This is a genomic window from Chelatococcus reniformis (assembly GCF_014640075.1).
GTDB classification, from domain to species: Bacteria; Pseudomonadota; Alphaproteobacteria; order Rhizobiales; family Beijerinckiaceae; genus Camelimonas; species Camelimonas reniformis.
In genome coordinates, this window is record NZ_BMGG01000001.1 from 858005 (window position 1) to 881739 (window position 23735).

Here is a 23735-nt window from a genome sequence, read left to right on the forward strand (position 1 = left end):
CCCGGCTATCCATCGAGAATAAAGGAATCAGCGCGGCGGAAGGGGCCGAGCGAGATTCGGACAGCGGATCGATGGCCGAGCCCAGCCCGGCCATGACGTGCGCCGGAGAAGGTTACGGCGTCAGCGCCGCTGGCGGCGAGAACGGGCGGCCCGGCACGTCGAAGGGCATCTGCGGCAGCGGCGACTGCTGCTGCGGCCCGGCGAAGTTCGGGCGCACCGCGTAATACTGGCCGGCGGTGACATATCTGTTGGTCGAGCCGACCGGCACCACCGGCCCGGGATCTAGGAAGCTGCGGCCCGTCACGGTGATTTCGCGGTAGCGCTGCGGCGTACGCTTGGCCTCGCGTGCTTCGGCGACGGTCGCGAGAGTCATCCCCGCCAGGGCGAGGGCCGTCACTGTAACGAAGGCGTATCGCATAGGATCCCCCACCGGCTGGCTGTCCGCTTCAGCTTACATGATGCAATCGATGGCCGAGTACAAGCTCCTGCCGCATCACAATAAACGGATATGCGGTGGTCCCGGTTCCCTGCTGCTGCCGCGCCACAGTCGGCGGGCCCGGCGGCTGCAGCTCTTTCTCGTCGGAAGGAGTGGCTCCACGCAATGGGAAAGCGTTCGGGCCAAACCGTCGAGCGCCGCCGACGCATGACAAAAAGGGCCGCGGAGGCGGCCCTGTCCTTGGGATCTGGCGTGGAGAGAGAAGCGTTGCCCGAGGCCTGGCCGCCGGAAGCCGCAGGGGGCTGGGGGGCTGACGATCCGCAGCGACAAGCGACCAGGCCGTCGAGGCAACATCGGTCTTGTCGCGCCCCACTGGGGCTGTCGGAAGGCGCGTTTTAGGCGAAAGTGAGATTCTTTGTTTCTGTCGGCGCGGCCGCGCACCGACAGCATCGCGCGTCCCGATTCCCTTGCGCGCCGGCCGCCGGCGCTCCATCATGACGGCTGCATGACCTTGGGCTCGAAGCTGTGGCGAGACGGCACGTCCGCAGTCGGCGGCAGTGCCGGCCGTGGCGAGACGCACCGGATCGCGGAGTTGGGCCCCGCCCCGGCAGATCGAGGCGAACCCCCTACGGCTGTGCTCGACCAGATCGAAGCGGATCGAGCGGACATGCCCGGAGTCTTCGAATCTGGATCCGGTAGGAGGCGCGATGAGCGAGGGTGACGGAGGGGCCGCCGGGGAGGCGCCGGCACATCACGCGGTGGTCGAGCTTCGGCGCGCATCACCGCCCGTCGTAGGGACCGGCCAACGGCCTCCCGATCCCCTGCAAGTCTCGTTCGACCGCCGCGAGCTCAGCCAACTGTTGAACCTCTATGGACGCCGCGTCGCCGAAGGCGAGTGGCGCGACTACGCCATCGACTTCCTCCGCGACCGGGCGGTGTTCTCGGTGTTTCGCCGCTCGTCGGAGATGCCGCTCTATCGCATCGAAAAGGTCCCCCGGCTGGCCAAGCGCCAGGGCGTCTACGCGGTGGTGAGCGCCACCGGGCTGATCCTCAAACGTGGTCACGAGCTGTCGCGCGTACTGCAGGTGCTCGAGGCGCCGCTGCGCCTGGTGGGCGGCTGAGCCGGCGAGGCGGTGCGCGGTTGGGCGAATGCCCCATCACCGCGGTCGGCGCAAGATACGAAAAAGGCCCCGGTCGCCCGGGGCCTTCGTCTGAGATCAGGCGGTTGCCGATCAGTTGTTGCGCTGGCCGAAGAGCGACAGCAGCATCGTGAACATGTTGATGAAGTCGAGGTACAGCGACAGCGCGCCGTGGATCGACTTGCGGGCCGCCGTCTCGTGGCTGTCGCCCTCGTAGTACATCTCCTTGATGCGCTGCGTGTCCCACGCGGTCAGGCCGGCGAACACCAGCACGCCGATCACCGAGATGGCGAACTGCAAGGCGCTGGAGGCCAGGAACAGGTTCACCAGCGAGGCGATGATCAGGCCGATCAGGCCCATCACCAGGAACGAGCCCATGGCCGACAGGTCACGCTTGGTGGTGTAGCCATAGAGGCTCAGGCCACCGAACGCCGCCGCCGTGATGAAGAACACGCGGCCGATCGAGGCATGCGTGTACACCAGGAAGATGGAGGAGAGCGACAGGCCCATCAGCGCCGCGAAGGCGAAGAAGGTGAGCCGCGCCGTCTGCACCGACATCCGGTCCATCCTGGCGCTCAGGAAGAACACGAAGCCGAGGGGGGCGAGCATGACGACCCACTTCAGCGGGCTCACGAACAGCGTGCGGCCGAACTCGGTCAGCATCAGGCTGCCGACCCGCGCCACCGCATTCGACGGATCGCCCGTCACCGACAGCATGTACGTGCCGATCGCCGCCAGGCCGGTGATGGCCAGGCCCACCACCATGTTGTTGTACACGCCAAGCATGTAGGACCGCAGGCCCTGATCGAGCGCGACGGTCCCGGTCTGAGCGTAGCCCGGGCCATAGCCAGGGGCGCCGCGATTCCAGTCTGACATCAATTCCTCTCGAGACGGTTGGATAGTCCCCTCGATGCCCTCTCCCGGCATCGTCACAAATATGGTCCGATATGGGATAGCTTACAAGAGAAAGACGGCGGAGGTCGATTAATCTTCGGTAACACTGCCGCCGCGCCGGGCCGGACCCGATAAAAAGCTGAGCTCCGGACTCGCGGCCTGCAACAGCGGGCCGGCACGGTCGCGTTTGTGTTTCCCGCCGCCACCGCAAGTCGGCTTTGCGTCGCCGCTTCCCCGTCGAAGCACCCAAGACAACCTGATGCGCGGATCGGCTATTTTTCGTTGAACTTGGTGTCTTTGAACTTGGTGTCGTTGGACCGGGTGCGCTGCACGGCCCTTGCCGGACCGGGAGCCTCGGCGTCCGACGGGCGCCTCAGAGGTTGCGCAGGTGCGGTGCCGGCGGCTGGCCCAGCACGCGCCAGGTGCCCATGAGGCCGAGCCCCACCGTCACCACGACGGCGAGCACCGCGGCGAACAGCGGCCCCGGCCAGGAGAAGACGAAGGCGAGCTTCATCACCTGGGTCACGATGACGGCGGCGCCGAGCGTGCCGGCAGCCAGGCCAAACACGGCGGCGGCGAGCCCGAGCGCGCCGTATTCCAGGGCGTAGGCCGCCATCAGGCGCGCGCGTGTCGCCCCCAGGGTTTTCAGCACCACCGCGTCATAGAGGCGGGCGCGGTGGCCGGCGGCCAGGGCGCCCGCCAGCACCAGCACGCTCGCCAGCAGGGCGATGGAGCTAGCGCCGCGGATGGCCAGCGCCAGCTCGCTGACGATGTCGTCGATGGCGGCCAGGGCGTCCTTGACGCGCACGCTGGAGACCATGGGAAACGCCTGGGCCGCCGCGCGCACCACCTGCGCCTCCGCGGCCGCGCCGGCCCCCGGCGCCAGCCGCAGCGTGGCGAGGTCGGTGTGCGGCGCACCGCGGAAGCTGTCGGGCGAGAACACCATGACGAAATTGATGCCGAGCGAGCGCCACTCGACCGTCCGCAGGTTGCCCACTGTCGCCTTGACGTCGCGGCCGAGCACATTGACGACGACCGCATCGCCGACCGCGAGGCCGAGCCCCCTGGCGACCTCCGCATCGAAGGACACCAGCGGCGGCCCCGCATGGTCGGAGGGCCACCATTCACCTGCGGTCACCCGCGAGCCCTCGGGCAGCTCGGCCGCATAGGTGATGCCGCGATCGCCCTCCAGCACCCAGGCGACGTCCTGGGCCACCGAGAGCTTGTCGACCGGGATGCCCTTCAGCGACACCAGGCGACCGCGCATCATCGGCACGGTCTCGAAGCGCCCGCTCGGCGCCTCGCGGGCGACGAAGGCGGCAAACTCGGCGGCGCGGCTGCTCGGCACGTCGAGAAAGTAGAAATCCGGCGCCTGGGCCGGCAGGGTCCGCGTCAGCTGCTGGCGGATGTTGGCGTCGATGAGCGCCAGGGTGACGAGCAGCGTCACCCCCAAACCGAGCGACAGCACCAGCGACGGCGTCAGCGCACCGGGCCGATGGATGTTGGCGAGCGCGAGGCGCGGCACGAAGGCGCGGGGCCGCGGCAGCCGCCGCGCCAGCGCCATCAGGCCCTGCGCCACCGCCCGCAACATCAGGAAGGCGGCCGCCGCGGCAGCCACGTAGATCATGGCGATGCGCCGCTCGTAGGCGAAGCCGACGGCAACAGCGATCAGCGTCGCGAGAGCCACGGCGAGGGCCGCAAGGTAGACCGGCCGGGGCCACGCGCGGCTCGGCGCGACCAGATCGCGGAACAGGCCGGACACGGGCACGTCGTGGGCGCGGCCGAGCGGCCCGATGGCGAAGACGAAGGCAGTGAGCAGACCGTAGACCGCGGCGACGGCGAGCTCGGAGAGCGCAAGCGTCGGCTGCACCGGGATCGGCAGGATGGAGCCGGCGAGCGCAACGGCGACGAACGGAAAGGCGGCGCCGAACGCCAGTCCGATGAGCACCCCGAGCGCCGCGATGATCATGATCTGCGTGAGGTAGATGGCGACGACGCGCCGGCCCGGCGCGCCGAGGCTCTTCATGGTGGCGATCGTCGGCTGCTGTCGCTCGACGAAGCCGCGCACTGCATTGGCGATACCGACGCCGCCCACGACCAGCGCCGTCAGCCCCACCAGCGTCAGGAATTGCGTGAAGCGCTCGACGTTGCGCTCGAACTGCGGCGCCGCGCTGACGCGCGAGCGGATCTGCCAGCCGGCCTTGGGGAAGGCCTGCTCCAGCTCGTCGATGCTGCGGGCGAGCCCCGCGTCGCCGGCGCGCGCCGGCGGCAGCACGACCTGATAGGTCCAGCGCACCAGGCTGCCCGGCTGGATCAACCCCGTGGCGGCGAGTGCCTGCTGCGAGAGGATCAGGCGCGGGCCGAAGCCGACACCGCCCGACAGCTTGTCGGGCTCGCCGGCGAGCTCGGCCTTGAGCTCGATCGTGGCGTTGCCGATGCTGACGCGGTCGCCGACCGCGAGATTAAGCCGTGCGAAGAGGGCTGGATCGGCCACCGCGCCGAAGGTGCCGTCGTGGGCCGCGAGCAGGCTCGCCAGCGGCGCCTCCGGCTTGGTCTCGACCGCTCCGACCAGGGGGTAGGCGCCGTCCACTGCCTTGAGCTCGACGAGCGCGGCGCCGCCGGCACCGGTCGCCATGGCGCGCAGGTTGGCGACCGCGGCCACGAACCCGGCACTGTCGAGAAAGCGTCGCTCCTCGGGGGTCGCCGGGCGCTGCAGCAGGCTGACGGCGACATCGCCGCCGAGGATGCGGCGCCCCTCGCGGGCAAGCCCGTCGCTCAGGCTGCGCGAGACGCTAGCGACACCGGCGATGGCGGTGACCCCCAGAATCAGGCACGCGAGGAAGATGCCGAAGCCCCTGAGGCCGCCGCGCAGTTCGCGCAGCGCGAGCCGCAGCACCAACGGACCGCGCCAGCGCCGGCCCCCTGCCGGCATCGCGCCGGCCGCGGTGACTTCCGTCATGGGGCTGCGGCCCCGAGCGCGGGCGTGGCCGGAATGGACGGGGGCGTATCGGCCTCCGCGTCCGTGACGATGCGGCCGGAGCGCAGCCGCACCACCCGGTCGCAGCGCCGCGCCAGACCGAGATCGTGCGTCACGAGCACGAGGGTGGCACCGCGGTCGCGCCGCAAGCCGAAGAGCAGGTCGACGATGCCCGCCCCGGTGCGTTCGTCCAGATTGCCGGTCGGCTCGTCGGCCACCAGCACGGCGGGGCCGGCGACGATGGCCCGGGCCACCGCCACGCGCTGCTGCTCGCCGCCCGACAGCTGGGCCGGATAGTGCCCGGCGCGCTCGCGCAGCCCGACGGCCGCGAGCTCCGCCTCGGCCCGCGCGAAGGCGTCCTCGGCCCCCGCCAGCTCCAGCGGCAGCGCCACGTTCTCCAGCGCCGTCATGGTGGGCACCAGGTGGAACGACTGGAAGACGATGCCGACGTGACGGCCGCGAAAGCGGGCGAGCCCGTCCTCGTCTAGGGCGCCGAGATCCTGCCCCGCCAGCCTGACGCGGCCCTTGTCGGGCCGCTCGAGGCCGGCGAGCGTCATCAGCAAGGTGGATTTGCCGGAACCGGAGGGACCGACCAGACCGACGGCCTCGCCGGCGGCAATGTCGAGGGAGATACCGCGCAGGATGTGCACGCGGGCGGCGCCAGCCCCCAGCGACAGTTGCACATCCGCAAGCGAGATCGCCATATCGGGGCCGGATTTGCCGCCCACGGATCGCTCCATGTCCTTGTCCGCTCTCGTCTGTCGCCGCGACGCATATGGGGAGCCGCGCGCAGCCGGCCAACGGCCGGTCGCTTTGCCGCAGCCCGCCCCGCCGCCCAAGCGCTCGACCGCTGGCCCGTCGCATCTTAAGCGCGTGGTCACCATCGCCGCGATGGTGGTTGCGTGCGTCATGTCGTCAATCGTCTCCCGACCCGCCGGCGCCGAGCCGGGGCCCGGCTCGGCGCCGCTGCGCGTCGTCGCGCTCGGCGACAGCCTGACTGCGGGCTTCGGCCTGCCGCAGCCCGATGCCTTTCCGGCGGTGCTGCAGAAGGCCCTGGCGGCGAAGGGCCACAACGTCACCATCGCCAATGCGGGCGTGTCGGGGGACACCACCTCCGGCGGGCTGGCACGGCTCGACTGGTCGGTGCCGGACGGCACCCAGGCGGTGATCCTGGAGCTCGGCGCCAACGACATGCTGCGCGGCATCGACCCGGCGGTGCCGCGCACGGCGCTCGAGGGCATCATCGCCAAGCTCAAGGAGCGCGGCATCCCCGTGCTGCTCACCGGCATGCGCGCGGCGCCCAATCTCGGCGGCCCCTACGCTGCACAATTCGAGGGCATCTACACCGATCTGGCCAAGCGCTACCAGCTGATGCTCTACCCGTTCTTCCTGGACGGCGTCGCCGGCGACCGTGAGCTCCTGCTGCCCGACGGGCTGCACCCCAATGCGGCGGGCGTCCGGACCATCGTCGAGCGCATCCTGCCGACGGTGGAGCGCTTCCTCGGCGGCCTGCCGCGCCAAGGCTGAAGGGGCGTCGCCATGGCACTCAAGGGGTGGGCACCTCGGTGCTGAGCGCCCAGTCGTTGCCCGCGAACCAGCAGCGATCGGGTCGGATCGGTCGCTTCCAGACCAGGCTCCGCACGCGGTCGAGCCCGCCCCCGCCGAACGCCCGGGCCAAAGCGGCGATCTGCGCCTCGTCGTGCGCGGCCAAGCCGCCCTCGGCGCAAACGAAATAGGCTGGACTCACCGCCCGTGCCGCCCGCCCGCGGGCCTGCCGCTGAACGCACAGGGCGGCGCCGCGATCGCTGTGGCGGCCTCCCATGGCCGGCCGCTCGGGACCGGGACCGCCCAGCCAGAACACCAGCCGGCCATCGGGTACCAGATGTTCGATCCAAGGGTCGGCCGGCCGGATCACGCCGAAGTTTACGTAGATGCCGTCGACCGGCGTCTGCGGCCACACCGCCCCGTCGCCGCAGACGACCCGCACGTTGGTGCGGCCGGACAGCGCCGCCGTGGCGCGCCGGGCCAATGCGGGGTCGACCTCGACCGCGGTAACCTGGCCGGCCGGCCCGACCAGCTCGGCCAGGATCGCGCTGTAATAGCCCGTGCCGGCGCCGATATGAACGACGTGGTCGCCGGCGCGCGGACCGAGCGCGTCCAACAACTTGGCGTGCAGCGACGGGCTGCCGTTGTTCACCCCGCGGGCCGCGTCGAGGGCGACGACCACATCCTGGTACAGCACGACGGGATCGGTGCCCGCGAGCGGCTGATCGGTGCCGAACGCCGTCGAGACGCGCCACGGCGGATCGCCGACGAAGGCCTCCCGCGACACGGCCGCCAAGCCCCGCGCGATCGCCGCATTCTCGATACCGGCGATCGCCAGCATCTGCCGCGCGTAGGCCCGCCGCGCCAGCGCGAGCTCGGCCGGCGTGAACGGTGCGTCATGCGGCGGAAGCGCGGCGATCGGCATGGCTGCGATCCTTCGTCGGCTCGAGGACTTTGCCGGACCCGGGAGCCGCCGCCCGGGCGCCGGTGCCCGGATGAGGATCCACGACCACCGCAAGAGCATGGATCGCGGCAATTGGCGCCCCGTTTCGGATGGCCGTCATGGTGTCATTGTAAGGACTGCCCCACCGGACATCGACTGATTCGAGCCACATTTGGCACGCTTCGTGGTTGTCCCGTCGTCGTCGTGGCGCCGGCCGGCCGGCGGCAAGGAGGAGAACGATGCCCCGTCTGTTCACCGGCCTCGAGATCCCTTCCGACATGAGCGACGCGCTCGCCCGCATGCGCGGCGGCCTGCCCGGCGCGCGCTGGATCGACCAGCAGAACTACCACATCACCCTGCGGTTCATCGGCGATATCGACCACGCCACGGCGCGCGACATCGATGCCGCGCTCGGGGAGGTGCACCGGGAGCCGGTGGCGGTGACGCTGGACAGTCTGTCGGCGTTCGGCGGCGGCCGCCCGCGGGCGGTGATCGCGCGCGTGGCGCCGACCGCGGCCCTCGCCGAGCTGCAGGCCGACCAGGAGCGCAGGGTGCGCAGCGCCGGCATTCCGCCCGAGGGGCGCAAGTTCACGCCGCACGTGACGCTGGCCCGCCTGCGCGACGCCTCGCCCATGGATGTCGCCGACTATCTCGCCCTGCGCGGCGCGTTTCCGACCATGCGCTTCACCGCCTACCGCTTCGTGCTGTTCTCCTCGCGCGACTCGGTGGGCGGCGGGCCCTACGTGATCGAGGCGGCCTACCCTCTCGGCTGAGCCCCGCCCTTGGCTTGCGACGGGCCGAAGCTGCACCATGTCTTGAGCGCCGGCCGCCCCCGCGCGTAGGATGGGGGGACCGCGACGCGGAGAAGACGATGGGGATTGCCGAGCCGTTCACGCCGGAGGAGATGCGCGCCATGCGGCACGCCGCCCAGGGCGCGTCCGGCGACGAGGCGCATGTTCGGAAGACCTTCTGGACCGCGCTGAAGCGGGTGGCCCGCAACGTACCGTTCGCCGAGGACCTGGTGTCGGCGTTCTATTGCGCGACCGATCCGGCGACGCCGCCGCGCGTGCGCATGATCCTGTTCGGCGCGCTCGCCTATTTCATCCTGCCGGTCGACGCTGTCTCGGATTTCCTGCCCCTGGTCGGCTTCACCGACGATGCCGCTGTCCTCGCGCTCGCGCTCGCGGCGGTCTCCAACGCCATCACGCCCGCCCACCGCCGCAAGGCGAAGGTGGCGCTCGACGGCGAGGATCGCGCCGCCCACGCGTGAGGGCAGGCGCGGCGGCCGGGATTCGGAATCTTAACGGTTTCATGTTCTCGTGCGGCAAACGGGGCGGCCGTGCCGGCCCCTTCCTGTCTCACCGCAAGGAACTATGATCACGCCATGATTCGCCCCAGCTCGGTCGCTTTTCGCGCGCTGGCCTGCGCCGGCATGGTGCTGTCCGCGTCCCTTCTCACCCTTCCCGCCACGGCCCGGCCGGCCAGCAAGCCTGCGACGGGGAAGCCCGCCGCGCCCGGCGGCGGCCAGCAGATCGGCGCGTTCGGCGACTGGGGCGCCTACGCCTCACAGGGCAGGAACAAGGTCTGCTACGCCCTCTCGCAACCGAAGGAGCGGCTGCCCAAGCAGCTCAACCGCGACCCGGCGTATCTCTTCGTGTCCATGCGGCCCGCCGACGGCGTGCGCAACGAGGTGAGCTGGGTGCTCGGCTTCGGCGCCAAGGACAGCACCGACGCGGAAGCGGTCGTCGACGGCACGGGCTTTGCGGTCGTCACCAAGGGCGCCAACGGCTGGATCAAGGATCCGGCCCAGGAGAGCCCTGTCGTCGCGGCCATGAGCAAGGGCGAGAAGCTCATCCTGAAGGTGCAGTCGGCGCGCGGCAACAAGCTCTCCGACGAATACTCCCTGCGCGGCTTCACCCAGGCGCTGGAGCGCGCCCGCAAGGAATGCTCCTGACGCGGCCGCCCGCACCCGGTGGCGAACGACTAGAGCATTTTCGAGCGAAGTGGACGCCGGTTCGCGTGAAGAAAATGCGACAAAACAAATAGATAGGCATTTCCGCGATTCGGAGAAACGCGGAAATGCTCTAGTCCCCCGGCCGCACGTCCAGCGGCCTGCCCGCGCGCCAGCGGCAGTTGTCGAGGCGCGCCGCGTGCTTGAAATCCCAGCCACCTTCCGCCATCTGGTGGTCGCCGATCTCCGAGTCGCTTCTTCTGCGACGGGTGACGTCTCCGTCGCAGAAGAAGCGCCCCAGATCTAAGAAAGTTGGAGCATGTCCCGCGCCGATGCTCAAGCGGATCGGGATATGCTTTGGGATGAGAGGGTTTGCGTTCCATGACCGCCGAAGCATCCGCGCCCGAGAGCCGCGCCTTTGAAGCTGATGTCGCCAAGCTACTGCACCTGATGGTGCACTCGGTCTATTCCGAGAAGGACGTCTTCCTGCGCGAGCTGATCTCCAACGCCGCCGACGCCTGCGAGAAGCTTCGCTACGAGGCGATCGGCACGCCGGAACTCCTGGGCGGCGATGCCAAGGCCCGCATCACCATCGCCCTCGACGCCGAAGCCGGCACGCTCGCCGTCGAGGACAACGGCATCGGCATGACCGCGGACGAGATGGTCGAGGCGCTCGGCACCATCGCCCGCTCCGGCACCAAGGCGTTTTTGGAGCGCATCGAGGCCGCCAAGGCCCAGGATGCCGGCGAGAGCAAGGCTGGCGCCCAGCTCATCGGCCAGTTCGGCGTCGGCTTCTACTCCGCCTTCATGGTCGCCGATCGCGTCGAGGTGATCTCCCGGCGCGCGGGCACAGACGCCGCCACGCGCTGGTCGTCGGACGGCCAGGGCGCCTACACCATCGAGGCCGCGAGCGCGCAGACGGCGCCGGAGCGGGGCACGCGCGTCACCCTGCATCTGCTCGCCGACGCCAAGACCTACACCGACCGCTACAAGATCGAGAATCTGGTCCGCACCCAGTCCGGGCACGTGCCGGTGCCGATTTCGGTGATCGACAAGCCCGGCGCCGAGCCCGAGGAGATCGTGGACGGCGCGGCCCTGTGGACACGGTCCAAGAGCGAGATCGGGCCCGAGGAATACGCCGACTTCTACAAGAGCGTCAGCTACAACCTCGACGAACCGGCGCTGATCGTGCACATGCGGGCCGAGGGGCGGCACGAGTATACCGCGCTGGTCTTCGTGCCGAGCGCGCGGCCCTTCGACCTGTTCGACGCCGACCGCAAGGGACGCGTCAAGCTCTACGTCAAGCGCGTCTTCATCACCGCCGATGCGGACATCCTGCCGCGCTACCTGCGCTTCGTGCGGGGCATCGTCGATTCCGCCGATCTGCCGCTCAACATCTCCCGCGAGATGATCCAGGAAAGCACGCTGCTGAAGGCGGTCGGCAAGGGCGTGACCGGCCGCGTGCTGGGCGACCTGGAGAAGCTCGCCGAGAGCGACAAGGAGGCCTACACCAAGATCTGGGACACGTTCGGCTCGGTGCTGAAGGAGGGCCTCTACGAGGATTTCGAGCGCCGTGAGCAGTTGCTCGGCCTTGCCCGCTTCAAGACCACGGCCGCACCCGGCGAATGGCGCACGCTGAAGGAGTATACGGCCGCCCTCAGGCCGAACCAGACCGCCGTCTACTACATCGCCGGCGACGATCAGGCGCGCCTGGAGGCCTCGCCTCAGCTCGAGGGCTTCCGCGCCCGCGGCGTCGAGGTGCTGCTGCTGGCCGAGCCGATCGACAGCTTCTGGGTGACGGCGGCGCCGGACGTCGAGGGCAAGCCGTTCAAGTCGGTCACCCAGGGCGGCGCCGATCTGGCGCTGGTGCCGCTGCTCGACGAGGCGCACCAGCCCGCGGCGGCCGCGAGCGAGCCGGTGACGCGCTTTATCACCTTCGTCAAGGAGACGCTCGGCGACGTGGTCGCCGACGTGCGCGCCTCCGACCGCCTCACCGACAGCATGGTCTGCCTGACCGCTCCCGAGCACGGCCCCGATCGCCAGCTCGAGAAGCTGCTGGCCGGCGCCGGCCAGCTGAAGAGCGAGGTGAAGCCCATCCTCGAGATCAACCCGGGCCACGAACTGGTGGCGGCGCTGGCGGCCCTCGGCGAGGACGAGGCGGACTTCCGCCGGGACGCCGCACGGATACTGCTCGATGAAGCCCGTATTCTCGACGGGGTTCCGCCGGCGGACACGCGCGGCTTCTCCGACCGGCTCGGCCGGCTGATCCGCCGCGGGCTGAGCTAGGGCCGGAGCATGATCCCAAGAAGGGGGACGCCGGACCTTGGAAGAGATCATGCTCATGGCAGCGACTTAGAGCGGGACGGTCGCTCGAAGCCCATTCTCGGCCGGATGGCGCATGTCCGGATCGGGAGTACTTCCGATCTGCGAGGCGCCTCCTATCCCGCGTCGCTGGTCGCCATGCCGATCGGCTGGTCGCTGAAGGCCGCAGCGCTGATCGCCGCCAATGCCATGCGCGGTGCCGGCATCTGAGGCTGGCGCATCGCCGCCACGGTGCTCGCCCGTGCAACACTTGTCCGGAACGGAGGTGGAGCGGTTGAAACATCCCCATCGGCTGGCGCCTCGGCGCAGCCTCGCATCGATGGACATGGGGCTCGTGCTGGCCTGGCTCAGCGGCCTTACCGTGGTGCTCGTCGTCGTCATCGCCCTGGCCTGACCGCCGCACCGCGGGGCCGGCACGGGCGTTTCACAACCTGCCGACCACCGCATGTCTAGGGCTCGCCCGGCGGGTATCGGGTGCGTTTTCGCCCCGAAAGCGCCGGCTTCGTGCTAGAGGCTGTCTCCGTCGGATGCGCCCATCCGACCGTGAAACGCTCCCGTTCCTCGGATCTGGAGCGGCGCTTTCGCAGCCTGGGTGAGACCAGCCCGCCGCGAAGCGCGTTTGACACCCAGCTGGCGCACATGGTCCGGGGATCCGGATGGGGTGGCCGCTTCCTCGATCACCCGATCACCATCTTCCCCGTGGCGCACGGCCGCGCGGGGCGCCGGAGACTTCGACCACCATGAACCACGATACGCCTCGCATCTCCCTGCCGCTCAAGGCCCGGGCCGCCATCGCCGTCAGGCTCGTGGGCTTCAGGCTGCGCGTGCTCGGCATGCGCGTGGGCGTCTACCGCCGCTGACGGCAGGTCCGCGGCAGGCGGCGGGCCCTTTGCCGCGCCTGCGGCCTTTTGGTCCGGCAACCGGGCCAATGGGGGCGACAGGCGGTGCCGCACGGGCCTTCCCTCGGTGCGACGACAATGAGATAACCCTCCACGGCCGGCCCCTCGAACGCAGCCGCGAACGGCTGCGCGCCGACAGGTTGTGGCGCCGCAGCGGCGCCGACGACCGCCGGACAGCGAAACCGACGGACCGATGATGGAGGATGCCAGATGCGCGATTACACCAAGTTCTACATCGACGGGTCATGGGTCGAGCCGGGCCAGGCCAAAACCCTCGACGTGATCAATCCGGCCACCGAAGCCGTTGCCGGACGCATCGCGCTCGGCACGGCGGCCGACGTCGACCGTGCGGCGAAGGCCGCGCGCAAGGCCTTCAAGTCCTTCTCCCGCACCAGCCGCGAGGAGCGCATCGAGCTCCTGGAGAGCATTGTCGCCGAATACAAGAAGCGCCATGAGGACATGGCGAAGGCGATCACCGAGGAGATGGGCGCTCCCGTGTGGCTCGCCCAGCGGGCCCAAGCCGCCATGGGCGCCGCCCACCTGCAGACGGCTGCGGCCGTGCTCAAGAGCTACAAGTTCGAGGAGCCGCGCGGCACGACGCTGCTCCTCAAGGAGCCGATCGGCGTGTGCGGCTTCATCACGCCATGGAACTGGCCGGTGAACCAGATCTCCTGCAAGGTCGCGCCGGCGCTCGCCACCGGCTGCACCATGATCCTGAAGCCGTCGGAGATCGCGCCGTTCTCGGCCTATATCTTCGCCGAGATCCTCGAGGCCGCGGGTGTACCGGCGGGCGTCTTCAACCTCATCAACGGCGACGGGCCGACCGTGGGCGCGGCAATCAGCTCGCACCCGGAGGTCGACATGGTGTCGTTCACCGGCTCGACGCGCGCCGGCATCGAGGTGGCGCGCAACGCGGCGCCGACGGTGAAGCGCGTGCACCAGGAACTGGGCGGGAAGAGCCCCAACATCATCCTGGAGGACGCGGATCTCAATTCGGCGGTGACCGGCGGCGTCAAGGCGGTGATGCTGAACTCCGGTCAGTCGTGCAATGCGCCGACGCGCATGCTCGTGCCGGGCAAGAAGATGGAGGACGTGATCGCCATCGCCCGGGCGGCGGCGGAAGCCACCATCGTCGGCGACCCCAGCGGCAACGTCGCCATGGGCCCGGTGGTGTCGGAGACCCAGTGGACCAAGATCCAGGGCCTGATCCAGAAGGGCATCGACGAGGGCGCCACCCTGGTCGCCGGCGGCACCGGCAAGCCCGAGGGCCTGGACAAGGGCTACTACGTCAAGCCGACCGTGTTCGCCAACGTCACCAACGAGATGACCATCGCCAAGGAGGAGATCTTCGGACCGGTGGTCTCGATCCTCGGCTATGACAGCGTCGAGCAGGCGGTGGACGTCGGCAACGACACGGAGTACGGCCTCGCCGCCTACGTGTCCGGCACCGATACCGGCAAGGTACTCGACGTGGCCAAGCAGCTGCGCGCCGGCCAGGTAAGCCTCAACGGCGCCAACCCGGATCTGATGGCCCCGTTCGGCGGCTACAAGATGTCCGGCAACGGCCGCGAGTGGGGTGACCACGCCTTCGGCGAGTTCCTCGAGGTGAAGGCGGTGCTCGGTATGCCCAAGCAGGCAGCAGCCGAGTAAGGCTCGCTCGCGTCAGGACGGCGGACGATCGAAGCCCGGTGCGCCAGCACCGGGCTTTTCCTTGGCCGGTGCCGGCTTTATGAACTCCGGCCGCCAGCGCCGATGCATCCACAGCCATTGGTCGGGGCGCTCGCGCACCCAGTCCTCGACGACGGCCGTCATCATCGCCATGGCGCCCTGGACGTCGATCTCGCCGCCCGCGTCGCGCGGCAGCTCCAGCGGCGGCGTCAGCTCCAGCCTGAAGCGCGCGCCGCCGGTGCGCACGACACGGACCCCGTGCACCGGACATTCGAAGCGGCGGGCGAACTTGCCCATGATCGGATTGGTCAGCGCCGGCCGGCCGAAGAACGGCGCCACCACGCCGCGGGTGAAGTGCTGGTCGATGAGCATGCCGAGGTGGCCACCCTTTTCCAGCGCCTCGACCATTGCGAAGGCCGCGCCCGGGCGTGCTGCCTCCAGGCCGCCCATGGTCTGGCTGCGCACCTCCTGCACCGCGTGGGCCACGGCCGGATCGTTCGGCGCCCGGAACACTGCCGTCACGTCGAGGTCGTAGCGCGCGGCGCAGATGGCCGGCAGCTCCCAGTTGGCCAGGTGCGAGGAGAACACCAGCCCGGGCCGGCCATCGTCGCGCAGCGCGATGAAGTGCTCGATGCCTTCGACCTGGATGCGCCCGTCCGGCTTGGGGTCGAGATGGTCATAGTCGAAGATCTGGCTGAGATGGGCGTATTCGGCGCCCGTCCTTCCCAGATTCTCCCAGGAGCCCTTGGCGATGGCGCGGCGCTCCGCCTCGCTCTTCTCGGGAAAGGCCGCGCGCAGATTGGCCAGCGCGACCTTGTGCACCGGCAGCAGCGGGCCGATGAGGCGGCCGAGCGCGCCGCCGGCCGCGCTCGAGCGGTCCGGGCCGATGAGGCGCAGGATGGCAAAGACGGCGCGCACGACGCCGATCATGGTCACGTCGGCGATGCGCTCGCTGACGCGGTGGAGGAGGGAACGGGGGCGCAACTACTCGACCGGCAGGACTGGGGACAACGAAAGGCTGGGGCTGCATCGGGGATGCGGAGATCGGGGTCAAGACCCTGGAGCGATTCTATCCGCGCGGACGATCAAGGCGGATCGGGAAATGCGGCGGGACGTGATATGAGCCGGATGAAGCGTCAGGACGAGGAGCAGGGGTCGATGCAGCACAGCGAGCCGTCCCGAGATCGCCGCGCCGATCCTGCCGAGGTCGCCCGTTTCGACCGCCTGGCACGCGACTGGTGGGATCCGCAGGGCCCGATGAAGCCGCTGCACCGCATGAACCCGATGCGGCTCGCCTTCGTTCGCGACGAGGCCTGCGCCCGCTTCGGGCGCGACCCGCGGGCGGAGGCGCCGCTCGACGGCCTGACCGTGCTCGACGTGGGCTGCGGCGCCGGCATGCTGGCCGAGCCGTTGGCGCGGCTCGGAGCCACCGTGAAGGGCATCGATCCGGCGCCGGCGAACATCGCCGTGGCCCGCGGCCACGCGGCGGCCGGCGGGCTCGCCATCGCCTACACCGATGAGGCGGTGGAGGACGTAGGCGAGCGCTTCGACATCGTCACCGCCATGGAGGTGGTTGAGCATGTGCCCAGCGTGCCGCGGTTCGTGCAGGGCTGCTGCGACGCGGTGAAGCCCGGCGGGCTCCTCGTCATGGCCACCCTCAACCGCACCATGAAGTCGTTCGCGCTCGCCATCGTCGGGGCCGAATACGTGCTGCGCTGGCTGCCGCGCGGCACCCACGACTGGAACCGCTTCGTCACCCCGGCCGAGCTCACGCGAGCCATCGACCAGGCGGGCCTCGCCGTCGATGCACGGACCGGCGTCGCCTTCGATCCCCTTGCCGACCGCTGGCGGCTCTCCGCCGACATGGCGGTCAACTACATGCTGACGGCGGTGCGGGGCGGCAGCCGCTCGGTCAGAAGCGCCTGAGGGCAACGGCGATCAGGCCGAGACTGCTCACCAGCGCCGCCAGGGCGCTGGCGAGGTAGATCGACAGCACCCCCGGATAGAGGCTGAGACCGACCAGCCCGCCGACGACGGCGATGACGAAACGCAGGGCGATGCAGGCGAATGGCCGCGCCACTTCGCCGATGGCCTGAGTAGCGAAATAGGCGGCGATGCCGGCGCCGATGATGGGAAACAGCGGCGCCAGGCACAGCAGGTAGAGCGCGCCTTGGGCGGCGATGGCCGGATCGCTGGTGAAGATCGCCATCCACATCTCGCCCCGGAAGGCCACGGCGCTGAACACCACGCCGATGGCGGCGGCAACCGCCATGCCGGTCAACGCCGCCTGGCGGGCGCGCCGCCGGTCGCCGGCGCCGATGGCCGTGGCCACCATGGTGATCACCGCCGAGGCGAAGGCGAAGGTGACCGGCGCCTGCAGCAGCTCGAGCCGGGAGGCGGCGCCGTAGGCGGCGATCGCCTCGCTGCCGAGGCGACCGACGAGCCCGGTGACGAGGAAGGCGCTCGCCTGGAACACCACCATGGCGCCCGAGGCGAGCAGGCCGATGCGCAGGATGGCGGCCGCCTCGACACGGCGAATGCGCAGGTGGCGCCCATCGAGCCGCACCAGCGCCCGGCGCGAGACAAGGTAGCTGCCGATGACCAGCGCGCCGACACCGTAGGCCGCCAGCACGGCGACCCCGGCGCCCGCCACGCCCATGCGCGGGAACGGACCCCAGCCCACGATCAACGCGGGCGACAGCAGCAGGTGGAAGACCTCGCCGATGAGGATGGCGGAGGCCGGGATCAGCATGTTGCCGGCCCCGCGCGAGATGTTGGCGAGCGTATTCATCAGCCACACGGTGACGCAGCCGCCAAAGACGATGGCGCCATACTCGCTGGCGGCGGCCAGGGCTGCACCGGAAAGCCCCATTGCCCGGTAGAGCGATGGCCCGGCGAGCACCAGGATCACGCTGGAGAGGGCGGCACCCGCGAGCGCCAGGCCCATGGCCGTTCCGGCGAGCGAGCGCGCCCGCTCCCGGTCCCCGGCACCGAGCGCCACGCCCACCGAGGCGGCGACGCCGGCGCCCAGGCCCGCCGCCGTGATCGTCTGCATCAGGGTGAGCAACGGGAACACCACCGAGACCCCGGCCAGCACATCGTTGCCGAGCCAGGCGACGAAGAAGGCATCGGCCGTGATGAAGGCGATGCGCGCCGCCGCCTCGAAGACATTGGGGGCGGCCAGACGCACGAGCGTCGGCAGCACCGGTCGCTCCAGCAGCCGGCGGGTACGTTCGTCGAGCACCATCCGGGCTGGCGCGGCGCCCGGCACCGCCGGGTCGACCAGCGTCTCGGACAGGGCGGTGGTCATGGGCGGCCTCGAGTCGGCTGTAACTCTGTGCGAGCGATCGGCAGCCCAGGAACGTCTCCGCAAGGCAAGCCCTTGCCCCATTAAGCGCCAAGCCGACGCCGGAGGCCAGCGCCGCCGCCGCAGGCGCCCCTCTCAGCGGGCGCGGGCCTCGCCCATCCGTTTGAGCACGTCCGCCGTGGCGGCGTCGGCGGGAAAGAAGGTCTCGAGCGCGAGCTCGGCCAGGGTGATGTCGACGGGCGTGCCGAACACGGTCGTGGTGCTGATGAACGCCAGCACCGTGCCGTCGACGACGAGCTGAAAAGGCACCACGACGCTCGCGTGGTCGACCTCGGGCGGCGGCAGGCGCGGACTTGAAAAGCTGGATGTGGGATAGGCCTTGAGTTCGCTGAGCAGCTCGATCAGGACCGGATCGGCCGAGACCTCGACCTGGTGGCGCAGGCGGGCGAGCAAGTGGCCCCGCCACTCCGGGAGATTGGCCGTGTGCGGCGCCAGCCCGTCCGGATGCAACGCCAGGCGCATGACATTGACCGGCGACTTGAGCAGCGCCGGCGCTACACCGGCCATCAACGGTGCCACCGCGCCGTTGGCGGCCAGCATGGTCCAGTGCCGGTCGATGGCCAGGGCCGGATAGGGTTCGTGGCCCCTGAGGACGAGGTCGACCGCGGCTCGTGCCGCGGTCAGCGCCGGATCGTCGAGCGCCCGTTCGGGAAAGACGGGGGCGAAGCCGGCGGCGACCATGAGCACGTTCCTCTCGCGCAGCGGGATGTCGAGGTGCTCGGCGAGCAGCAGCAGCATGTCGCGGGAAGGCTGCGAGCGCCCGGTCTCCAGGAAGCTCAGGTGCTTGGTGGAGATTTCGGCCTCCAGCGCCAGGTCCAGCTGGCTGAGCCGGCGCCGCTGCCGCCAATCGCGCAGATGGTCACCGACGGTGCGTTGGGTTTGGATCATGGGCGCAGCTTAGGGCGACACCCGCGCCCGTCCAATTACCCCCGGGGTAATGGCGCTCGTACCGGCCATCAGGACCGGGCCCGCTCCGGCCACCCTTGCTTGTAGATCGCCTCGGCGATGGGCAGCAGCTCGTCGCGGTCGAGGCTCGCCGTCACCGCAAAGCCGAAACCCTGATCAATCCAGACGAACGTCGCCGCCCCGCCCTCCTCGCGGAAGCGGAACGCCGTCTCATCGCCCTTGGCCGCCTGGGCGTAGACGGTCAGCCGACGGCCACCGCCATCCTCGTACATGAGCTGGGCCGCCGCGCCCGCGCCGCCCGGCAGCAGACGGCCGCCCATCAGCCGATAACCGAAGCGGGTGAGATCCGGCGCGGCCAACGGGCGGCCGAGCCGCTTGGACAGCCATTGCAGCAGGTGCTTCTCGTTGCTGGCGGCGACCTCGACCGGGTGCGCCACCTCGACGACGAAGACCCGATAGGCCCGGGCGGCATCGCGGGCCACGGCGGCGGACGGCGGCTGCGGCGCTCCGCCCGGCGCGCCGCGCCAGGCCGCCGCGCCCCAGCCGGCTGCCCCGCCGAGCGCGAAGAGGCCGACGGCCGCGGCCACAGCGCGCAGCCGGCGCAGCCGGCCGGCGTGGCGGGCGGCGCGGAGATGGGCGATGCGCAGCCGCGCGGGGATCGGCTCCGCCGCCCGGGCGGCGAGGCGCGTCCGCAACGCCTCGCGCAGGCGCCGGTCCGTGGCTGCCCGCTCGCGCACGCCGCCCTGCTCGTCGAGGTAGGCTTCGACCTGTGCCAGCCGCGGTCCCAGGAGTCGGCCGTCGATCCAGGCCTGCAGGTCATCCTCGCCGATCGGCGCTTCGCCGGCCGTCATTTCACCCTCCGCAGGGTCGGCCCGCGGCCGTTCTCCAGGATCGCGCGGAGCCGGCTGCGGCCACGCGACAGCCGCGACATCACCGTCCCGACCGGAAGTCCGAGGGCGCGGGCCGCCTCCTCGTAGGAGAAATCCTCGACGCCGACGAGCAGCAGCACGCTCTGCTGCTCCTCCGGTAGCTGCTGGAGGGCGGCGAGCACGTCGCCCATCTCGGCACCCGCCTCTTGGGTCGCCGGCTGCGCCATCATGTCGGTATCCAGCTCCACGTGCCGACCGCGGCGGACGAGCTGCCGATAGCGGTCGAGATAGAGGTTGCGCAGGATGGCGAAGAGCCAGGCGCGCAGCTCCCCGTCCGGCCGCCGCAGCGACCAACGCGACAGCGCCCGTTCGAGGCAGTCCTGCACCAAATCGTCCGCCGCGTCGGGGTCGCGCACGAGCGCATAGGCGTAGCGTCGCAGCGCCGGAATCTGCTGCTCCAGCAGGGCAGCGGTGTCATCGCGCGCCATGCGCCTTCACCTTTGCGGCCAAGGGCTGCCCGCGCCCCCGCCGCGCGGAGCCGCTCAGCGGCGAGAGCATCTCGCCACTGGATGAGCATCATCCAATCGCAGAGAAATGCTCCACCTTTTTCAATCGGAGCGCTTTAGCGTCACTGCCGGGGTGGGCGCAGGCCGGGGCGGGCCGGCCACGCCCTCGGCCTCGGGCAGCGCTCAGGGCGCGGCGATGTGCCAGGCACCGTTGAGGAAGCCGTCGCCGGTGATGTCGCCGGGCTTGCTGTCCTTGACCCAGGTGTACAGCGGCTTGCCCTTGTAGGCCCATTGCTTGGAGCCGTCGTCCCTGGTGACGATCGTGTAGCCGGCTTCCGGCTTGGCGCCCGCGTCGGCCATCAGCGGCGGCCAGTTGGTCGCGCAGGGGCCGTTGCAGGCCGACTTTCCGTCCGAGTCCTTGGCGAAAGTGTAGAGAGTCATGCCTTTGGCATCGACCAGCGCCTTGCCCTTGGCGGTTTCGCCCATCTTGGGCGGGGGCGCGGCGAGTGCGGCGGTTGCCGTGCCGACGACGGCAAGCGCCAGCAGCATCGGCCGGACGAATGAATTCAGCATGGGTCTCTCCCTGAGCATGTCTGCGCATGGAAGACGATGGCGGCAGGCCGCTATTCCGTGCTCACGGAAGTTGTGATGGACGCCAGCGGCGGCGGTGGGCGACGAACAGCGTCGACATCGGCGCGCACTTTGCCGCCGGTTCGGGTGCGGTGATGCGGAGCGGCGGTCGGCCGAGCAGAAGCGGTCGTGGCGGCGATCGCCGGCGACGGTACCCGTCTATACTGGGCCGCCCTGCTCGGGCCGCCTCACTTGACGTGCGCCGCGTGCGCACCCAGAGCACTGATGAGCTTTCGAATGGCGGGATCCATCCGCGCCTCGAACAGGGAGGCGACCGCCCTCCAATTCTCGTAGGCGTCGGTTGTGGCGATCTTGCCGTCCGGGTCGGTCCGCTGCCAGAGCAACGGGATCTGCAGGGACAGCAGGCGTGCACCGGCGAGCACCGCCCTCAAGTGGAGCTGCCAGTCCGCATGGGTTCCCCCGGGCTGTTCGTGGAGGCCGGCGAGATCGAGGACGGGCCGGCGGAAGATCGCGGCCGCGTCGCCGAAGCAATTGCGGAATAGCCCGAGCGCGACAGGCCCGCCCGAAAAAGCGCAGCGCTCGCCGTAGATCAGCTCCGCCGGATCGGGCGGACCATCCGTCTGCTCGAACCGCTGCATCTGAGCCGTCACGATGTCGGCGCCCGAACACCGGCTCGCCCGCAGCAGGGTTTCGACCAGGTTGGGAAACGCGATGTCGTCGTCGTCCAGAAGAATGATGCGATCACCGCCGGCGGCGCCGACTCCCGTGCTCCACGCCGGCCCCTGACGATTGTCCTGCCGAATGACGCGCACCCGCAAGCCGCCGACGCCCTGTTCGGCCCGGGCCAGATAGTCCGCAGCCGCCTGGGTCCTGCTGCCGTCGTCGACGACGATCGTCTCGAAATCCTGCTCGGTCTGAGCCGCGAGGGAGCGGAGCACCCGCTCCAGATGTACCGGCCGGTCGCGGTGCGCCACGACGATCGAGACCGCCGGCGACGAGTTGCCGACCGATGGGCTCCTGGCCGCCCCTGCGGAACGCGCGTCCAGAGCCGCCGCGTGCACGCGCTCGAACCACGCCAGCCACGTGGTCGCCACCGTCTTCTGATCGTAGGCGGGGCGGGCAGCAGTCCAGCTGCCCGCCGAAAGAACCTCGGCAAGCTTGGCTGCGAGAGACGTCGCCGTCGGCTCGAAGAGGCATCTTGCGTGATCCTCCGGGCTGAGCAGCTCGGGAATGCCTCCCGATCCAGCGGCAATGAACGGCAGGCCGAGCTTCAGCGACTCGTAGACAACGCAAGGTGAGTTGTCGACGAGCGAGGGAATCACCGCAATGCACTCGTTCTCGCGCAGGAAGTCCTGCGCCTCGTCCGAGGACAGATCGCTCTTGATCTCGGCATGCGGCAGAAGATCGGGCCGCTTCTCGCCGATGAAAGTCATGACCGTCTCGGCCGAGACGGTCCCCGGCTTGCCCAGGAACGTGAGCTTGAACCTGCGGCCGCGGAGCGCCTCGGAGGCGAGCGCCTGCAGGAAGATGGTGACGCCCTTGCGCTCCTCGAGCCTGCCGAAGAATGCAATGTGGCGGGGTTGCTCGATCACGCGCCGCTGGTCGGTGCCAGCCTCTGCCCCCAGCAGCTCCGGGGCAGCCAGAAAATACGGAATGACCGCCGCGTCGCGGGGGAGCGTCCATTGCGCGTCCCGCATCCAGCCGGCCAGATAGGCCGATGGCGAGACCAGCGCGTCGGCCAGCTCGATCGCCTGCTGCTCCATGAAGGCGATGCCGAGCTGCTCGTGCGACGGCAAAGGAAGCCGGTTCGCTTCATAGATCCAGTCGGTGTTGGAATGGGTGATGACGGCCAGGGCCGTCCGCTGGAACGCCAGCCCGCACCGCTTGGCGACGATGCAGCCATGGCCGAAGGCCATCCATTCCTGGAAGAGAATGACGTCGAAGTCCCGATGCGAAAGCTGCTCGAAGACCTCGGTGGGCTGCTTGATCCACCAGGGGCCGAACCGAGCGAGAGAGGCGGGGAAGTGACAGAGCTCTATCTTGGCGACGGCATAGTAGGCCGCCCACCGGTCGGTCTCCACCAGCGGCGATTGGCCGACGTAGAACAGGGTCACCGCATGGCCTGCCTGGGCGAGCAGCACAGCCAGATGCGACGTCGCGGTACCGATGCCGCCATTCTTGTGAGCGCCGAGGATCTCGTTCGATACGAGGCAGATCCGCATGAGAGCGCGAGGACGTTGAATCAGCGGAGCCACTGGCCAGCCAGCAGCTTCTTCAGGCCGCGTATCGGCCGGGTGGCGCGCCAGGAGGTCGACTTGTAGAGCGCATGAAGAATATCGGCGGCTTGCGTGTGAGCCGCCCGGGCGTGGTCCTGTCCGGCTTCGGCCGAGTGCCGCGCCATGTCGGCGCTATCGACCCGGTGACGCAACGCCTCGATCTCTGCGATCAGCAAGGCCCGGTCCCGGCCGAATTCGGCGCTCGCGCTCTCGGCCCGAAGCCGCAGCGCCTCGATCTCCGCGGTCAGCGAGGCACGGTCCCGGCGGAAATCGATTATGGCTTGCCACAGCTGCGCCAGCAGGCCCTCGTAGTGCTGCCTTTGATCGGAGAGCTCGGCGGCGAGCCTTTCGACCTCCGACTTCGGGTCCCCCGCCGGATCGCGCAGCCCCGCAGTGGGCCCCACGGCCGGCCGGTCCGTCAATGTCTCTTGCATCGCATCTGCCCC

At 70.0% G+C, this 23735-nt stretch carries 23 protein-coding genes; 10 read left to right on the top strand and 13 right to left on the bottom strand.

All coding sequences use genetic code 11. The features are described 5' to 3' along the window. Positions 1 to 112: 112 nt before the first annotated feature. Positions 113 to 418: a hypothetical protein gene (locus tag IEW34_RS03645; protein ID WP_188607998.1), complete on the bottom strand. Its 306-nt coding sequence runs from the start codon at positions 416 to 418 to the stop codon at positions 113 to 115. A 725-nt stretch (positions 419 to 1143) separates the two neighbouring features. On the opposite strand from IEW34_RS03645, the gene IEW34_RS03650 reads away from it, so the two are divergent. After that, the gene (locus IEW34_RS03650) at positions 1144 to 1557 is read left to right on the top strand and encodes a DUF2794 domain-containing protein (protein ID WP_188607728.1); all 414 of its coding nucleotides are present in this window, start codon (positions 1144 to 1146) and stop codon (positions 1555 to 1557) included. Between the two features lie 111 nt (positions 1558 to 1668). Here IEW34_RS03650 and IEW34_RS03655 read toward each other — a convergent pair whose 3' ends face one another. From IEW34_RS03655 to IEW34_RS03665, 3 genes are all read right to left on the bottom strand, one after another. After that, positions 1669 to 2451, bottom strand: a complete 783-nt coding sequence (locus tag IEW34_RS03655; RefSeq protein WP_188607729.1) for a Bax inhibitor-1/YccA family protein — start codon at positions 2449 to 2451, stop codon at positions 1669 to 1671. Positions 2452 to 2842: 391 nt separating this feature from the next. Then, positions 2843 to 5428 (bottom strand): ABC transporter permease, encoded by a 2586-nt coding sequence (locus tag IEW34_RS03660; protein ID WP_244641737.1) that lies wholly within the window; start codon positions 5426 to 5428, stop codon positions 2843 to 2845. Next, positions 5425 to 6150, bottom strand: a complete 726-nt coding sequence (locus IEW34_RS03665) for an ABC transporter ATP-binding protein (protein ID WP_244641786.1) — start codon at positions 6148 to 6150, stop codon at positions 5425 to 5427. Before IEW34_RS03665 ends, IEW34_RS03660 begins: the two co-directional genes overlap by 4 nt. A gap of 205 nt (positions 6151 to 6355) precedes the next feature. On the opposite strand from IEW34_RS03665, the gene IEW34_RS03670 reads away from it, so the two are divergent. Further along, a complete protein-coding gene (locus tag IEW34_RS03670) occupies positions 6356 to 6973 on the top strand; it encodes an arylesterase (RefSeq protein WP_244641739.1) in 618 nt (205 codons plus the stop codon). Between the two features lie 19 nt (positions 6974 to 6992). On the opposite strand, the gene IEW34_RS03675 is transcribed toward IEW34_RS03670, so the two are convergent. Next, positions 6993 to 7916: a protein-L-isoaspartate O-methyltransferase family protein gene (locus IEW34_RS03675; protein ID WP_188607731.1), complete on the bottom strand. Its 924-nt coding sequence runs from the start codon at positions 7914 to 7916 to the stop codon at positions 6993 to 6995. A 257-nt stretch (positions 7917 to 8173) separates the two neighbouring features. On the opposite strand from IEW34_RS03675, the gene thpR reads away from it, so the two are divergent. The 7 genes from thpR to IEW34_RS03705 all read left to right on the top strand — a co-directional run bounded on the left by thpR (position 8174) and on the right by IEW34_RS03705 (position 14756). Beyond that, entirely contained in the window at positions 8174 to 8707 is a 534-nt protein-coding gene (gene thpR, locus IEW34_RS03680) for an RNA 2',3'-cyclic phosphodiesterase (RefSeq protein WP_188607732.1), read from the top strand. A 98-nt stretch (positions 8708 to 8805) separates the two neighbouring features. After that, positions 8806 to 9204, top strand: a complete 399-nt coding sequence (locus IEW34_RS03685) for a YkvA family protein (RefSeq protein ID WP_244641741.1) — start codon at positions 8806 to 8808, stop codon at positions 9202 to 9204. Between the two features lie 114 nt (positions 9205 to 9318). Beyond that, positions 9319 to 9888 (top strand): invasion associated locus B family protein, encoded by a 570-nt coding sequence (locus IEW34_RS03690; RefSeq protein ID WP_244641743.1) that lies wholly within the window; start codon positions 9319 to 9321, stop codon positions 9886 to 9888. Positions 9889 to 10266: 378 nt separating this feature from the next. Then, complete coding sequence (gene htpG / locus IEW34_RS03695; protein WP_188607733.1) at positions 10267 to 12171, top strand: molecular chaperone HtpG; 1905 nt, start codon at positions 10267 to 10269, stop codon at positions 12169 to 12171. 105 nt (positions 12172 to 12276) lie between these two features. Then, positions 12277 to 12417, top strand: coding sequence for a hypothetical protein (locus tag IEW34_RS03700; RefSeq protein ID WP_188607734.1), 141 nt, complete (start codon positions 12277 to 12279; stop codon positions 12415 to 12417). A gap of 31 nt (positions 12418 to 12448) precedes the next feature. Continuing rightward, positions 12449 to 12601, top strand: a complete 153-nt coding sequence (locus tag IEW34_RS30265) for a hypothetical protein (RefSeq protein WP_210324433.1) — start codon at positions 12449 to 12451, stop codon at positions 12599 to 12601. Between the two features lie 715 nt (positions 12602 to 13316). Further along, positions 13317 to 14756 (top strand): aldehyde dehydrogenase family protein, encoded by a 1440-nt coding sequence (locus tag IEW34_RS03705; protein WP_188607735.1) that lies wholly within the window; start codon positions 13317 to 13319, stop codon positions 14754 to 14756. A 12-nt stretch (positions 14757 to 14768) separates the two neighbouring features. Here the strand turns inward: IEW34_RS03705 and IEW34_RS03710 are convergent, their stop codons facing one another. Next, the gene (locus IEW34_RS03710) at positions 14769 to 15758 is read right to left on the bottom strand and encodes a lipid A biosynthesis lauroyl acyltransferase (protein ID WP_280516255.1); all 990 of its coding nucleotides are present in this window, start codon (positions 15756 to 15758) and stop codon (positions 14769 to 14771) included. 174 nt (positions 15759 to 15932) lie between these two features. Between IEW34_RS03710 and ubiG the strand changes: the two genes are divergently transcribed. Further along, the gene (gene ubiG, locus IEW34_RS03715) at positions 15933 to 16700 is read left to right on the top strand and encodes a bifunctional 2-polyprenyl-6-hydroxyphenol methylase/3-demethylubiquinol 3-O-methyltransferase UbiG (protein ID WP_188607981.1); all 768 of its coding nucleotides are present in this window, start codon (positions 15933 to 15935) and stop codon (positions 16698 to 16700) included. On the opposite strand, the gene IEW34_RS03720 is transcribed toward ubiG, so the two are convergent. The 7 genes from IEW34_RS03720 to IEW34_RS03750 form a co-directional block, all read right to left on the bottom strand. After that, the gene (locus IEW34_RS03720; protein WP_188607736.1) at positions 16687 to 18084 is read right to left on the bottom strand and encodes an MATE family efflux transporter; all 1398 of its coding nucleotides are present in this window, start codon (positions 18082 to 18084) and stop codon (positions 16687 to 16689) included. The genes ubiG and IEW34_RS03720 overlap by 14 nt on opposite strands. A 132-nt stretch (positions 18085 to 18216) precedes the next feature. Further along, complete coding sequence (locus IEW34_RS03725; protein WP_188607737.1) at positions 18217 to 19029, bottom strand: helix-turn-helix domain-containing protein; 813 nt, start codon at positions 19027 to 19029, stop codon at positions 18217 to 18219. Between the two features lie 68 nt (positions 19030 to 19097). Then, complete coding sequence (locus tag IEW34_RS03730; protein WP_188607738.1) at positions 19098 to 19898, bottom strand: anti-sigma factor family protein; 801 nt, start codon at positions 19896 to 19898, stop codon at positions 19098 to 19100. Further along, positions 19895 to 20404 carry a sigma-70 family RNA polymerase sigma factor gene (locus tag IEW34_RS03735; protein WP_188607739.1) on the bottom strand — a complete coding sequence of 170 codons (510 nt, stop codon included), beginning with the start codon at positions 20402 to 20404 and terminating at the stop codon, positions 19895 to 19897. The genes IEW34_RS03730 and IEW34_RS03735 overlap by 4 nt, the downstream gene beginning before the upstream one ends. A 201-nt stretch (positions 20405 to 20605) precedes the next feature. Continuing rightward, a complete protein-coding gene (locus tag IEW34_RS03740) occupies positions 20606 to 20995 on the bottom strand; it encodes a COG4315 family predicted lipoprotein (protein ID WP_188607740.1) in 390 nt (129 codons plus the stop codon). A gap of 245 nt (positions 20996 to 21240) precedes the next feature. After that, a complete protein-coding gene (locus tag IEW34_RS03745; RefSeq protein ID WP_188607741.1) occupies positions 21241 to 23235 on the bottom strand; it encodes a glycosyltransferase in 1995 nt (664 codons plus the stop codon). Positions 23236 to 23255: 20 nt separating this feature from the next. Next, a complete protein-coding gene (locus IEW34_RS03750) occupies positions 23256 to 23723 on the bottom strand; it encodes a hypothetical protein (protein WP_188607742.1) in 468 nt (155 codons plus the stop codon). Between the last annotated feature and the right edge of the window lie 12 nt (positions 23724 to 23735).

Bases quoted from the DNA above. Each gene is read 5' to 3' on its own strand.
- IEW34_RS03645 (WP_188607998.1), bottom strand. From the start codon at position 418: ATGCGATACGCCTTCGTTACAGTGACGGCCCTCGCCCTGGCGGGGATG.
- IEW34_RS03650 (WP_188607728.1), top strand. From the start codon at position 1,144: ATGAGCGAGGGTGACGGAGGGGCCGCCGGGGAGGCGCCGGCACATCAC.
- IEW34_RS03655 (WP_188607729.1), bottom strand. From the start codon at position 2,451: ATGTCAGACTGGAATCGCGGCGCCCCTGGCTATGGCCCGGGCTACGCT.
- IEW34_RS03660 (WP_244641737.1), bottom strand. From the start codon at position 5,428: ATGACGGAAGTCACCGCGGCCGGCGCGATGCCGGCAGGGGGCCGGCGC.
- IEW34_RS03665 (WP_244641786.1), bottom strand. From the start codon at position 6,150: ATGGCGATCTCGCTTGCGGATGTGCAACTGTCGCTGGGGGCTGGCGCC.
- IEW34_RS03670 (WP_244641739.1), top strand. From the start codon at position 6,356: ATGTCGTCAATCGTCTCCCGACCCGCCGGCGCCGAGCCGGGGCCCGGC.
- IEW34_RS03675 (WP_188607731.1), bottom strand. From the start codon at position 7,916: ATGCCGATCGCCGCGCTTCCGCCGCATGACGCACCGTTCACGCCGGCC.
- thpR (WP_188607732.1), top strand. From the start codon at position 8,174: ATGCCCCGTCTGTTCACCGGCCTCGAGATCCCTTCCGACATGAGCGAC.
- IEW34_RS03685 (WP_244641741.1), top strand. From the start codon at position 8,806: ATGGGGATTGCCGAGCCGTTCACGCCGGAGGAGATGCGCGCCATGCGG.
- IEW34_RS03690 (WP_244641743.1), top strand. From the start codon at position 9,319: ATGATTCGCCCCAGCTCGGTCGCTTTTCGCGCGCTGGCCTGCGCCGGC.
- htpG (WP_188607733.1), top strand. From the start codon at position 10,267: ATGACCGCCGAAGCATCCGCGCCCGAGAGCCGCGCCTTTGAAGCTGAT.
- IEW34_RS03700 (WP_188607734.1), top strand. From the start codon at position 12,277: ATGGCGCATGTCCGGATCGGGAGTACTTCCGATCTGCGAGGCGCCTCC.
- IEW34_RS03705 (WP_188607735.1), top strand. From the start codon at position 13,317: ATGCGCGATTACACCAAGTTCTACATCGACGGGTCATGGGTCGAGCCG.
- ubiG (WP_188607981.1), top strand. From the start codon at position 15,933: ATGCAGCACAGCGAGCCGTCCCGAGATCGCCGCGCCGATCCTGCCGAG.
- IEW34_RS03720 (WP_188607736.1), bottom strand. From the start codon at position 18,084: ATGACCACCGCCCTGTCCGAGACGCTGGTCGACCCGGCGGTGCCGGGC.
- IEW34_RS03725 (WP_188607737.1), bottom strand. From the start codon at position 19,029: ATGATCCAAACCCAACGCACCGTCGGTGACCATCTGCGCGATTGGCGG.
- IEW34_RS03730 (WP_188607738.1), bottom strand. From the start codon at position 19,898: ATGACGGCCGGCGAAGCGCCGATCGGCGAGGATGACCTGCAGGCCTGG.
- IEW34_RS03735 (WP_188607739.1), bottom strand. From the start codon at position 20,404: ATGGCGCGCGATGACACCGCTGCCCTGCTGGAGCAGCAGATTCCGGCG.
- IEW34_RS03740 (WP_188607740.1), bottom strand. From the start codon at position 20,995: ATGCTGAATTCATTCGTCCGGCCGATGCTGCTGGCGCTTGCCGTCGTC.
- IEW34_RS03745 (WP_188607741.1), bottom strand. From the start codon at position 23,235: ATGCGGATCTGCCTCGTATCGAACGAGATCCTCGGCGCTCACAAGAAT.
- IEW34_RS03750 (WP_188607742.1), bottom strand. From the start codon at position 23,723: ATGCAAGAGACATTGACGGACCGGCCGGCCGTGGGGCCCACTGCGGGG.